Consider the following 13183-nt stretch of genomic DNA (forward strand, 5'->3'; position numbering starts at 1 on the left):
CCGACCCGTCACCGACACCGACACCAGCGAGGAGGTGACCGCACAGACCACCATCCCGGCGCTCAGCGCCTGACCAACCAGGAAGATCACGCGGACCCCGTCACACACCACCCCAGCGGACTTGACCCACGGCGCATCGACGGCCTGCCTGCACCGTCACCACTCAACCGAGCCGCCGGGGCGGCGCTTGAATCGCCGCCCGGCGACCCAGAACGCGACCATGCGCCCCGCCCAGTTGACGCGCGCGACAGAGTTGGCAAACGCTCTGGCGATGCCGTACGTCCTGATGTCGGCGAACTAGCGACCGAAACCGGTCAGTGCTCGCCGGCGGGCTCGGCCGCGGCGAATCGACCGACTGCCCCGCCCCCCGGACCGGGTGGCCGCGGACACTGCGCGGGGAAGGGCGTCAACGCCTTGTTCGACGATGCCGGTACAGGCGCCAGGGGTCCTGACAGCTGGGCGGATCAGTATCGCTTCTGCACGGAGCTGCGGCGGTACACGCCGATCGTTGTCCTGATGGACGGCGTCGTGATGAGTGAAGAGTCGGTATCTCCGCTCGTGCGGCCATTGCGTCGGATCTCGACGGGCACACCAGGGAGTTGTTGACACCGATCATGCCGTGTCCAGCTGTCCGGCGACCGCACGCGCCTCATCGAGGCCCTCCCCGAACACCGCCACCCAACCCATACTGAGTGTCGTTCGCGAAGTTCCACGGCGGCGCCGGCGGGCCCACCCGAGCTGGCTTTCCCGAGGCGACCCGCACGCTGACGAGCGCTCACCACCCCCTCGTACTGCCGCACCGTCAGCCCGGCTCCGCGACGCTCTCGACAGGTGCTGCACGGCTGGCCTTACCGCTCTCTCCGAGTGGCTGACGAGCCGAGCGACTGAGTGATCGTCCTCCGGCCACCGTCCAGCGAGCGGCGTCCGGGGCGGCTCCGTTGGCAAATGGGTTACTATTCGATGTTACGGTGCGGCGGCGAGGCCGTCACAGGCGGCGGGATCCGCTGGCGCCTGCGGAGAATTCGGGGGCGTCATGTCCCTCGGCGACGCATGAGGTGAGCCCACCCGCGGGTGGGCTCACCTCGCGCGCGGCTGGAGGGTCCGAGGTGGGGATCCCGTTCGATGACCCCGCAGAGGTGACCCGACGGATTGCCCGATCACAGTCGCAGTTCAGCTCGCGAGGGTGGCGGACGATCGCACACAAGACAACGGAGACCATCGGAGAGGGAACACGTGACCGCCAGAGCAACTGAGCCGATCGATCCTGCGCTCTTCCGGCAGGTGTTGGGGCAGTACCCGACTGGAGTGGTAATCGTCACGGCCATGAGCCCCGAGGGCCAGCCACTGGGGATGACCGTCGGATCGTTCACGTCGGTCTCGCTGGATCCACCCCTCGTAGCCTTCCTGCCGGACAAGAAGTCGAACTCCTGGCGAGCCATCCGGGAGTCCGGCGCCGCGTTCTGCGTGAACGTCCTGGGAGCGGATCAGGAGCGCGTCTGTCGGACGATCGCGGTCCGGAAGACCGACAAGTTCGCCGACGTGGACTGGTGGCGGTCACCGGGCGGCAACCCCGTCATCACCGGCTGCGTCGCCTTCATCGACTGCACAACCGAGGTGATCCACGACTCGGGGGACCATCACATCGTCGTGGGCCGGGTCCAGCACCTGGACGTCGAAAATCAGTCCCACCCCCTTCTCTTCTTCCGTGGTGGGTACGGCTCCTTCACACCCCTGTCCTTGGCAGCCGTCGACGCCGATCTGTTGGGCCACCTCCGCCTGGTGGATCTGGCGCGTCCTCACATGGACAGCCTGGCTGCTCGTTTTGCGACCGAGGTCACGGCCGTTGCGCTCGTCCGGGACGAACTCGTGCTTGCGGCTGCCGCCGGGCAAGCGCGCACTGCCGTGGCACCGACGCGCGTCGGCCTGCGCATGCCCTTCATGCCTCCCCTCGGCAGCGCGCTCGCCGCCTGGGGTGGGGAGTCGGTGCTCCAGCTGTGGCTCTCCAAGATCCTGAGGTCCGGGGCGCCCGATGACGTGGAGGATGAGTGCCGCAGAGCGGTGCAGCGCGTTCGAGCCCGCGGGTACGCGCTGGCCATCGGCCACGAGAAGCACGCCCGACTTGAGGAAATATTGGCCCGTTTCGCGGCGGGGGACCCAGATGCATCCCCGACCGCGCTACGCGACGCGATCACGAGGCTGCTCAGCGAGTACAACCCAGAGGTGCTGGCCGAGGACGAGCCTTACGAGCTGCGACTTCTGTCGGCCCCCGTCTTCCACCCGGACGGCCAGGTCGCGTTCATGCTCTCCTTCTGGGGTCCTCCCGGGGTGTTGACCGGAGGGGAGATCGAGCGCTGGGGGGCCGAGCTCCTGGAGACCGCGGCGGCGGCCTCGGCGGCAATCCGACTCGTCCTGCCCTCAGGGGGTTAGCCAGACGGTGGAGGCCCGAACCGGCTGACGGGAGCAGTAGATGAAGACCTGGCAGCACCTGACGTCGGGAACGGCAACCGACCGGCTCGCCGGCAAGGGAGCCATGTGCTGCGGAGCGCCGTAGGACCCGCAATCTCGCTCATGTCCCGGTGTTCGCTGCCATCACCGCCGTCCGGGGGCTGATGCCGGCGTCCCGGTGCCGATGGTGCCGGTGCCGCTCACCGCCCATTAGATGGGCGTGATGCTGGCCGGCGCGATCCTCAGCGCCCGCCGCGGCTTCCTGGCGATGCTGCTGTTCTGACCCTGGTCCCGATGGGCCTGCCGGTGCTGGCCGGCGGGCTCGGCCGGCTGGCGATGTCGTCGGTCCCAGCGCCGGCTTCCTTCACGCGTGGCCGCTCCGCGCAATGGTGTCACCGGCCTGGTCACCGAGCGGTCTGACGGCGGTACAACCTTGCTGGGCGCTGGTGACCACGCTCGTCGGCGGGAAAGCGGCGGTCTGCGCGGTCGGCATCCGTTTCATCAGCGTCTACACCGCCACCCCGCTGGCACCGCGCTCACCGGCTCGCTGGTGTTCGTGCCGCACGTCGTCGTCAGGGTTCGGCGCCGCGGGTCCAGCCGGATTCCGCACTTCGCGCAGAGCTCGAGGACCACAGCTCGCTCATGCCGCCAGCTCAGGGCCTCACGCACGCGTGCCAAAGGCCGACGGGATCCTGATGTGCTTGGCGACCATGAGCTCGTCGGCGAGCCCGGGGTTCCGGTGGATGACCATGATGCCCCCGGCGTCGATCGGGAAGGTGAATTCCTCTCCCCACAGGTCGACCACCCCGCCCTCGTCGGAAGTGTGGACACCGGTGAGATCTCGACCAAGGTCGACTTCCCGGAACCGTTCTCCCCCGAGCCGTCTCCCGGAGTGCCACGTAGGACACCGGGGCGGCGAGCGAAGCTGGACAGGACCTGGTTGCGCGACCACTTGCCTCCGGTGCCCGAGCAGAGGCGCACCCACCGAGTGGCGTGGCTCAGGCAGGGCTGCTCATGACGCGGGGGTCTAGTCCGTACCGCCGCGGCAGCCCCAGGTGGTCTCGCAGGGTGGTCCCCACGTAGCCGTTCGGGAAGAGACCGCGCTCGCGCAGGATCGGGACGACCTGGTCGACGACGTCGTCGATCCCGTCGTGGAAGTCGTCCACGCTGAGCATGAAGCCGTCGACGGCGCCGGCTTGGAACCATTCCTGCAGGTGGTCGGCGGCTTGTTCCGCGGTGCCCGTCACGGAGGGGTGGGGGTCCAGCACCCCGTGGGCGAGGATGTCCCGCGGCGACCACCCGGCGCGCGCCAGTTGGAGCGCCTGAGCCGAACGCGCGCAGCCGGGGTGTGCACTGGCGAGCGCGAGCTCCGACGGACTCAAAGCTTCGTCGGGCCGAGCGAAGTGCTGGCCCAGCCCGAGCAGTGCGCCCAGCCGAGCCAGCGCCTGCCGCGGATCGGCCCGGTCATCGAGCGCACGACGGCGGTCCAGCGCCTCGCGCGTGCTGCCCCCGAGCGCGTAGCCCGTGAACGCGATAAACGTGACCTCATCCGGGTCGCGCCCTGATGCATCAGCTGGGTGCCGGACGACGTCCCGTTGGGCTCGCCCCTCCTCGACCGTCATCGGCATGCCGATCACGACGTCGGCGTACATGCCGGCAGCTTGCAGGCCGTACCCGCTGCTGGCCGGCATGACGACGACGGGCTGGCCCTGCTCCGAAGGCGGGACGGGGAGCGGACCACGCGCCGCGACGTGCCTACCCTGCAGGTCGATCGGGCGGACCTGCGCAGGATCGGCGAACGCGCCGGCCTTGTCCGGTCGGCCCGCCCCCTCCCCCCAACTCCCCCAGAGTGCCTGCACGATGTGCAGGACCTCGTGCAGGCGTTCGTACTTCTTCTCCCGGGGAGGCAACGGCCGACCGAAGTTGGCGAAGGCATCGGGCTCGTAGCTCGGTACGGCGTTCCACCCGGCCCGACCGTGGCTGATGACGTCCAGGGCCTTGAGCTGACGTGCCAGCACGTACGGCTCGGTGAAGGAGGTCGACACGGTCCCGACGAGTCCGATCCGTTCGGTCGCCTGAGCCAGCGCGGACAGCGTCACGACCGGGTCCATGACGAACACGGGGGGTGCGAAAGCCAGGTCCCCGTGCAGGAAGAGGCGGTCCGGCAGGAAGACGAACTGCAGTCCCCCCTCTCTGCGGTCAGTGCCTGTCGGACCGCCGCATCGATGTCGGTGAAGGAGCCGACGTCTGCATGCGGCATGCGCCAGGCCCCCGGATGGCTGCCGAAGTTGTTCCCCATGGCCATGGCCAGGACCATGTGCTCGTTCCGCATACCCATCTCGCTCTCTGCTCGTTCGGGCCCGAGGCGCCGGGCATCTTCGCGCTCATGACGCTCCGCGCTGCGGCGTCCCTCCGGGCGCGGAACAGGTCGCCTGAGCCGTGCCGCAACCCGCGGTGTGGACAGGACAGCGCACGAGGTCGGAGCACGGACCCGGCGAACGCCGGCAGAGGTGCGGCAACCGTCCCGACCTCGAGACCGGTTCCTGCCCGGGTGGCGGCGGCGGCGATGGCCCGGTCCCGGCTACGGACTCAGATGCCCCCTGCAGGGGCGACGCGCGCGTCGAGACCGTACTGCTCAGGCACGCCGAGGTTCTGGCGCAGGGTCCGGCCCGGGTAGTCCGTCGGGTAGATGCCTCGCTGCTGCAGCAGGGGCACCACCTGGTCGACGAAGGCGTCGACGCCGTCCTCGAACACATCCGGGTTGAGCCAGAACCCATCGGCGGCCCCGGCCTCGAACCACCGCTGCAGGTGGTCCGCATGGACCTCAGGAGGTCCGACGGTGACGGGGTGGTAATCGATGACGCCGTGCGCCAGGATCTCGCGGACCGTCCACCCCTGCCGCGCCACCTCCAGCGCGGGCACCGAGCGGGGGTCCATGGGCGAAGCGTGGGCCTCGGCGAGCTGCGCCGGTGACAGCGGCTGGTCGAGCTGGCCGTGGTGGAGCCCGACGCCGAGCATGGCCGACAGGTGCGGCAGCTGCGCGGCTAGTGAGTCCCCAGCGATCGCCATCCTCCGATCCAGTCCTTCGCGCACGCTGGGAGCAATCGTCGTCATCAGCCCCGGAAAGTACTTGATCTCGTCGGGATCGCGGCCGGCGTCCTGTGCGGCACGGCGCACCATGTCGCGCTGAGCCCGTCCCTCGTCGATGGTCCACACCTCGCCGATGAAGCCGCTGGCGTAACGGCCTGCGAGGGCCAGCAGGTGGGGGCTGGGGCCACCGGAGCTGAAGATGACCGGCTGCCCCTGTTCCGAGGGCGGGATGGCCAGGGGGCCACGTGAGGCGACGTACTGGCCCTGCATGTTCACCGGCTGGAGCCCGTCAAGGTCGATGAACTGCCCGGACTCCTTGTCCTTGATCCAGGCGTCCGCTGCCCAGCTCCCCCACAGGGCCTGCACGATCTGGACAGACTCGTGAGCCCGTCCGTACCGCTCGGCGCGGGAGGCGACCGCTCGGCCGTAGTTGGCGGCCACGGCCGGGTCGCTGGTCGTGACGGCGTTCCAGCCGGCGCGACCGTGGCTCATCACGTCGAGCGCTTTGAACTGACGGGCGTGGTTGAACGGTTCCTGGAAGGTGGTCGAGCCCGTCGCAACCAGACCGATGCGGGATGTCGCCTGCGAGATCGCCGTCAGCGACAGCATCGGTTCGATGATGTTGCGGATGGGGCTGGGCCCGACATCAGCCCGCACGGCCGGGAAGTCGGGCGTGAAGAGGAACGCGAACTTGCCGCGTTCGGCCGCCCGGGCGTACCGGATGTTGGCCGCGATGTCGGTGTAGTTGTCGACCCCGACGTCGGGCGCGCGCCAGGCGAGGCCCATCGCGCCGTATCCGTCGTTCATCCCCATGCCGAGGATGATCTTCTTGTCCGTCATCGTGAGCGCCTCTCGTCGATGGTGCTTCGTGCAGTCGGATGCTCAGCGCCGGTGGTCCGCGGGCGCGTGCCGAGGCGGGCCCCCGCGGCTGCTCCCGCCCCTCGGTCCCACCCGCGGGAGCCCGGCGGCGCTGGCGGGCGATGCGACGTCAGGCACCCCGCCACCCGGGCAGCACCTGGGCCCACGGACGGTCCGGGGCCGCCGCACCCTGGACGCCCCCCGTCGGGATCGAGCAGGCGGGTGGGTCACGCACAGATCGTCGGACCTTCACATCCATGTCAGGGTCAAGGAGGATGGGCCGGTGCAGATTGGTGATCTCTCACACAGGACCGGCGTCTCGCCTCGGATGCTGCGGTACTACGAGGACCAGGGGCTCATCACCGTGGGACGGCGGGAGAACGGGTTTCGTGAGTACGACGACTACCTCGTCGACCGCGTGCGCAAGATCCGCGGGCTCCTCGACTCTGGCATCCCCACGAGGATCATCGCCGACATCCTGCCCTGCCTGAACCGCGAGCAGGTCCTCGTCGTGGACGCCGACCCACAGCTGCGAGCAGTGTTGATCGACCAGCGGGACAAGATGGAGGAGCGCATCGCGATCCTCCAGCACAACTGTGACGCCCTGAGCCGCTACATCAAGGCCATGGAGAGGGCGATGACCGGCGGCAGACCTGATGAGCAAGCCAGTAGCTGAGGCGGTGCACTACACGGCGTCTGCGGCTCGGAGGACAGTCCACGGCCTCGGCCCGCTGGACGAGAGGCTGTCCGGGTGGCTCATCCCGGGCCGCCGGGGAACATCCTCGGCGACCCGCCGTGGGGTCTCCCGGCGCGGACGTGGAGCGCCCGGGAACAGAAAGTGGTCCACATCAGACGGGTGGGGCGCCTCGGGCGGCGCGGCCCGCCATGACACCGCCACCCACGAATTCCCAGTGTCGGAGTCCTACCGGAGAGGCGCAGGGCGTCGTCGGCACGGGGCGCGCGCCTGGGCGTCCAGGCAACGAACCGGACCCCGTCGGCTGCGGCCACGCGGGTTGTTGCTGGCCGTGCGGACTCCTGAACGCATACGGCTGAGGGCCGGTGACAAGTCGAGGCTCGCCAGGTGGCGGGCAGATTCCGCCGACTCGTGCTCGTCGTCATGCCTGCCCGAGGACAGGCAGTCCATGGAGGACAGCCCGCCTGACCGCTGATCGCGGCTGATGTCTCGCCGTTTCCAGCTGTCTGGCACGATCAGCCGCGCCATCCGAAGCCGCTGACGAGGAGTGAGCGCGGCATCAGCGTAGAGCGCGAGGACCTCCGGTGCTTCGTGGAACGGGTGCCTTCAGCAGCTCCACTCCACGCCGGGGGTTCTCCCCGGACAAGATCCTCAATCAGACCCTGTCGTCACAGCTCCTCGACCAACGTCTCCAGTCAGTACATCTAAAACCGCCTCCGGGCGGAGCGTGTCCGGTGTGGCGGGCGCCCCGTCCGCGTCAGTTCGAGTAGGGACCGGTCCCGCCGCTCAGCGGTGTCGCATCGCGCGCCGGAGCACGAGAGCCAGCTGCAACCTGAGCAGGCCGTGCGGCTCGCGCACCTTCCATCCCAGCAATGATTCGGCGTGGGTGAGCCGGTCCTACAAGGTCGAGTGGTGGACCCGCAGCGTTCGCGCCGCATCCCGCAGGCTGTGAGCGCCGGCGACGGCGTCCAGGGTGGCGAGCACCCATGCACCGGAGATTGACGCTCGCTCGAGCGCCCGTACGTCGGGATCGGCGCGCGCTCAGCACGGCCGCCCGGACCACAGGGGCAGCGCCCCGAGGTCGTCGGCCCGCACCACGGAGGGGCCGGGATCGTCGGGGGTACCTGCAGCGGTCAGACTCAACGCCAGCTGGGCGTCCCGCGAGGAGGCCGGCAGCTCACCGACGGTGACCGCTGACCCGAAACCGACCTGGCCGGGCGGCCACCTCGCAGGCATCGGCGGGCACCACCCGCGGGGGGCGCCATCTGCGACGGCCACAGCGCGGACCATTGGCGGCAGACCCATACGACGAGCCGCCGGCAACCGGTCAGCCTCGGGGCTGGGGCGTCCAGGAGCACTTCGACCAGGGCGGGGTCGTCGACATTCCGTCCGCGGGTGCGGGCCAGGACCCTGCGGACGACGGCCGCCGCACGCTCCAGCACCACCGCCCCGGCGGTGCCGGGTGGGCCCGACTGCTCGAGCCAGACTGCGGCACCGTCTCGGTGAGGGACGCCGAGGGCCACGACTGGTCCGGCTCCCGGTCGGCACCGACAGCGACACCGTCGACCGGGACGCGGACGGCAGCCGCCGGGCGGGGTCGCGGAGCCGGACCGGGCAACCGGCGAGCACGGCAGCAGCGCGGACGATGGACTGCAGACCGGCGCGGGCCTCCTGCAGGGCGTCGAAGTGGGCGATGACCCGCACTGCCGAGGCTGCTTCCGGATCGAGCGCAGCGAGCCGGATCGCTAGGTCGTCCACGGGCTCATGGTCCCCGGCCCGGTCTCACGGTGCGAGCACCCGCCGCAACCACCGCAGGCGGACGGCTCCGGCGTCCTGGGAGATCTGGGCGTGCGGCACGGTGGTGGTGAAGCCGTGGAACCCGCCGGGCCAGACGTGCAGCTCGGCCACACCTCCGGCTTGCCAGATGCGGCTGGCATAGGTGACGTCCTCGTCGCGGAAGGTCTCCGCCGAGCCGACGTCGATGAACGCCGCCGGCAGTCCGGACAGGTCTGTGGCCCGCGCTGGCGCAGCGTAGGGCGAGACGTCAGGGCCGCCACGGGACTCACCGAGCAAGGCCGTCCAGCCGGTCTCGTTGCTGATTCGGTCCCACATGCCGATGCCGGCCATCTGCTGCGCGGACACCGTGTCGTTGCGGTCGTCGAGCATGGGGCACATCAGCATCTGAGCGGCCAACGCCGGCCCGCCCCGGTCACGCGCCAGCAGAGCCACGGCGGCCGCCAGGCCACCGCCCGCGCTGGACCCGGCGACCACGATCCGGGCCGGGTCGATGCCCAGCTCCTCGGCGTGCTCGGCGGTCCAGACCAGGCCGGCGTAGCAGTCCTCGACCGGGCCCGGGTGCGGGGTCTCCGGTGCCAGCCGGTACTCCACGGACACGACGGCGAGCTGGAGTTCCTGGGCCAAGTCGAAGACCTCGGTCATGAGCGCCCGGTTGTCACCGCTGATCAAGCCGCCGCCGTGGATGCTGTAGATCGCAGCGACAGGTGCGGTCGCTGCAGTCGGCCGGCAGATCAGCAGGGAAATCTCCGGCGCGCCGTCCGGCCCCGGAACTGACCGGTCCTCCACGGTGAACGCCCCGCCGCGGGCCAGTTCCTCGTCGGTGGGCGAGGGCCAGCCCTCGGTGGTGGCGGTCCGCAGCGTCGCGATCTGGTCGAAGGTCCACGATGGCGACACCACCCCGGCTAGCGCGCTCAGCACCGCACCACACTCGGGGTCGAAGGGGGGCGGCGGACCCGTCACCCCGGGCTGGCCGCTGGTGGTCGGCGACGTCGTTGTCATGAGAACCCCTCGGATGTTTGTGGCCGAACGTGACGTCATCACAGGCTGGCGACATGCTTTCGATAGAGCGAGAGCCGAACGGCGGTCTCTCCCTGTCACCTGGCGGGACGCGCAGGGAGCGGCCGGACGGGGTTGCGATCCATCCGTGGGCTGGATCGATGACGCTGAACGCAACCGACTTCTGAGTTCCGGCACGTACTGGGCCCGGCGACGATTCCTCGACGACATCGACACCCTGCTCGGGCAGACGATCTCCGCCGGGCGACGGGGCACGGACGAGCCCCGGCCTCTGGGGCCCGGCGCAGTCGCGCCACCAACGTGGTGGGGACCGGGCCTGTATCAGTTGGTGTGCTTAGGGGGGTTCCAGAGAACGTGACGCAGTTCGACACGGTCTGATCGGCGGGATGGTCGTACTGACCCCAGGAGAGACCTGCAGGGGCGGGGACCTTATGTCGGCCACAGCCGGCTCGGTCGACGAGGCTCCAGGTCCTGCCGGTCCGGGTGACCGGCGCTGTGCCGGTCCCGCCACGCACGGAGCGGGACCGGCAGACCGTCAGGCGATGCCGTAGGTCTTGATGTTCGCGAACTGGTCCATCGCGGACTTGCCGAGCTCCCGGCCGTAGCCCGACCGCTTGGTTCCCCCGAACGGGATCTCGATCGGTCCGCCGAGGAAGTTGTTGACTCCGACCATGCCGGTGTCGAGCTGACCAGCGACGGCGCGGGCCTCCTCGACGTCTTCGCCGAAGACCGTCCCGCCCAGCCCGTAGATGCTGTCGTTGGCCAGCTGGATGGCGCCGTCGGCGTCGGGCACCCGGAAGATCATCGCGAGCGGACCGAACGCCTCCTCGGAGTACAGCCGCATCTCCGGGGTGATGTCGGTGATCACGGCCGGCTTGAAGTACGCCCCGATACCGTCGACCCGGCCGCCCTCCACCAGCACGGTCGCGCCCTTGTCGATGGCGTCCTGGTACTGGTCCTGCAAGAGGTCGACTGCTGCCTGACTGGACAGCGGCCCGATGGTCGTCGAGGGGTCGAACGGGTCACCGACCTGCTGGTTGCCGAAGGCAGCGTTGAACTGGGCGATGAAGTCGTCGGCGACCTTCTCGGTGACGATCACGCGCTTGGGTGACGCGCACACCTGCCCGCCGAACGCCAGGCGGCATGCCGACGCCGTGCCCGCGGCCTTCGCCACGTCGGCCGAGTCCAGCACCACGAAGGCATCCGACCCACCCAGCTCCAGCACCGCCGGCTTGATGTGCCGCCCGGCCTGCTCCCCGACGGCCGACCCAGCCCGGTCGGACCCGGTGAGGGTCAGCCCCCGCACGCGAGCGTCGGAGACCAGGGTCGAGACCTGATCGGTGGAGACGAGCGCGGTCTGGATGACGTCGGCGGGAAAGCCGGCCTGCTCGAACAGGCTCACCAGGAACAGCGTGGACCCGGCCGTGATCTCCGCCGGCTTCAGCAGGACGGTGTTGCCCAGCATCAGGTTCGGGGCGGCCGCCCGCATGGCCTGGTAGAGCGGGGCGTTCCACGGCTCGATGGCGAGGATGACCCCCACGGGCTCCCGGCGGGTGACGGCTTGTCTGAAGCCCGGGACCTGGACCTCTTCATCGGCCAGCAGCGCTTCGCCGTTCTCGGCGAACCAGCCGGCGATGGACGACGCCATACCGGCTTCGTAGACCGCCTGGCCTGCAGGCTTCCCCATCTCCAGGCTCACCAGGCGCCCCAGCTCCACCGCGTTGGCCTGGACGAGCTCGGCCAACGTGGAGAAGAGGCCGGCACGCTCGGCCGCTGTGGTGCGACGCCAGCTCAGGAACGCCTCGTGCGCGCGCTGGAGAACGGCCTGCGTCTCGGCATCGGTCAGGGACGGGAACTCCTTTACGAGCTCACCCGTCGCCGGGTTGACGGTCACGTAGGCCCGGGTGTCCGGGCGGGGAAGTGTGCTGGTCATGCCGCTCTCCTCAAGTACGGGTGGACCGGGTGCAGGGACAGTTCTGACGTCACTTGTCGAAGCGGATGACACCGCGGATGTTCACTCCGCTGCGCATGTCGGCCGCCGCCTCGTTGACCTGGTCCAGGGAGTACTCGCGGGTGACGAGCTCATCGAGCTTGAGCTGACCGGCGCGGTACATGTTCAGCAGCATCGGCATGGCCTCCCGCGGGGACTTCATGCCGTACAGCGCGCCCTGGATGCGCTTCTGCATCATCGCGATGATGAACGCGTTGAGGCCGGGGATGACAGCCTCCTCGTCATCCGGGCCGATGCCGGTCACGACCAGCGTTCCGGCCTTGCGGATGGCCTGAAACGCGGCGCCGAAGATGTCGTTGTGCACGACGCCGACGCTGAGGATCGCAACGTCTGCGCCCTGACCGTTGGTCAGGTGTCGCACGCGGTCCATGGCCGCGTCGATGGACTCGTAGGCCTCGCTCGCCCCGAAGTCCATCGCCCACTTGCGCTTGTCCTCGACCGTGTCGATGGCGATGACGTGCGCCGCGCCGCTCGCCCGCGCACCCTGGACGGCGTTCATGCCGACGCCACCGACGCCGATGACCAGGACCACGTCACCGGGCTGCACATCGCCGGCCTGGGTCGCTGACCCGTACCCGGTCTGGACGCCGCACGCCACCAGGCAGGCGATCTCGAGCGGGACGTCCTTCTCGATCTTGACCAGTGACTTCTGGTCGAACACCTGGTGCTCGGAGAAGGTGCCCAGCAGGCTCAGCGTGGCGACGTCGAGCCCGTCGTCGGTGTGCATCCGGAAGGTACCGTCCAACTGGTCGCCGATCATGACGTGCGCTCCGTTGTCGCACAGGTTCTGCAGCCCCATGGCGCACCAGCGACACTCACCGCAGCCGGGGACGAAGGCAGTCAGGACGTGGTCGCCCACCGCCAGTCCGCGCACACCCGGCCCCAGCTCGCGAACGATGCCGGCGCCTTCGTGGCCGCCGACCATCGGCAGGTGACCCGGGTGGACGTCGCCCATGACCACGTGGTCGTCGCTGTGGCACAGACCGGTCGCGACCATCTCGACCAGGACCTCCCCGTCACGGGGGTCGTCGAGCTCCAGCTCCTCGATGCTCCACGCACCGGGTGCACTACGGAGGACAGCTGCTCGAGTCTTCATGTGGGTCGTCCCTCTCCTGATGAGCGCCGGCGACCGCCGGTGCTTGTGCTGGTGCTGTCACTCACTTCGTGGAACCAACCCGGTGGGAGCCAGCACAGCGCAGCTGCAGCCGGGGTTCGTGGCAAATCCGACCTGGACACTCCTGGTCGGCGCGCTTCGTCGCTCCCAGCTAGCA

General features: G+C 69.7%; 8 protein-coding genes. 2 read left to right on the forward strand and 6 right to left on the reverse strand.

Annotation, left to right across the window (positions count from 1 at the left end; all coding sequences use genetic code 11):
• The first annotated feature begins 1233 nt into the window (after positions 1-1233).
• Complete coding sequence (locus FHL80_RS12305; protein ID WP_216870661.1) at positions 1234-2427, forward strand: flavin reductase; 1194 nt, start codon at positions 1234-1236, stop codon at positions 2425-2427.
• A 679-nt stretch (positions 2428-3106) separates the two neighbouring features.
• On the opposite strand, the gene FHL80_RS25505 is transcribed toward FHL80_RS12305, so the two are convergent.
• From FHL80_RS25505 to FHL80_RS12315, 3 genes are all read right to left on the reverse strand, one after another.
• On the reverse strand, positions 3107-3250 hold the full coding sequence (locus FHL80_RS25505) for a hypothetical protein (protein ID WP_216870662.1): 144 nt from the start codon (positions 3248-3250) through the stop codon (positions 3107-3109).
• Between the two features lie 193 nt (positions 3251-3443).
• Positions 3444-4712, reverse strand: coding sequence for an NtaA/DmoA family FMN-dependent monooxygenase (locus FHL80_RS12310; RefSeq protein WP_216870674.1), 1269 nt, complete (start codon positions 4710-4712; stop codon positions 3444-3446).
• A 322-nt stretch (positions 4713-5034) separates the two neighbouring features.
• A complete protein-coding gene (locus FHL80_RS12315) occupies positions 5035-6375 on the reverse strand; it encodes an NtaA/DmoA family FMN-dependent monooxygenase (protein ID WP_138733707.1) in 1341 nt (446 codons plus the stop codon).
• A 301-nt stretch (positions 6376-6676) separates the two neighbouring features.
• Here FHL80_RS12315 and FHL80_RS12320 point away from each other — a divergent pair, with 301 nt between their 5' ends.
• Complete coding sequence (locus FHL80_RS12320; protein WP_138733708.1) at positions 6677-7069, forward strand: MerR family transcriptional regulator; 393 nt, start codon at positions 6677-6679, stop codon at positions 7067-7069.
• Between the two features lie 1800 nt (positions 7070-8869).
• On the opposite strand, the gene FHL80_RS12330 is transcribed toward FHL80_RS12320, so the two are convergent.
• The 3 genes from FHL80_RS12330 to FHL80_RS12340 form a co-directional block, all read right to left on the reverse strand.
• On the reverse strand, positions 8870-9802 hold the full coding sequence (locus FHL80_RS12330) for an alpha/beta hydrolase (protein WP_246078641.1): 933 nt from the start codon (positions 9800-9802) through the stop codon (positions 8870-8872).
• Positions 9803-10436: 634 nt separating this feature from the next.
• Positions 10437-11834: an aldehyde dehydrogenase family protein gene (locus tag FHL80_RS12335; RefSeq protein ID WP_138733710.1), complete on the reverse strand. Its 1398-nt coding sequence runs from the start codon at positions 11832-11834 to the stop codon at positions 10437-10439.
• A gap of 49 nt (positions 11835-11883) precedes the next feature.
• Entirely contained in the window at positions 11884-13008 is a 1125-nt protein-coding gene (locus tag FHL80_RS12340) for an NDMA-dependent alcohol dehydrogenase (RefSeq protein ID WP_138733711.1), read from the reverse strand.
• Positions 13009-13183: the final 175 nt, after the last annotated feature.

The organism is Modestobacter excelsi (assembly GCF_005930495.1).
In the GTDB taxonomy this organism is placed as follows: domain Bacteria; phylum Actinomycetota; class Actinomycetes; order Mycobacteriales; family Geodermatophilaceae; genus Modestobacter; species Modestobacter excelsi.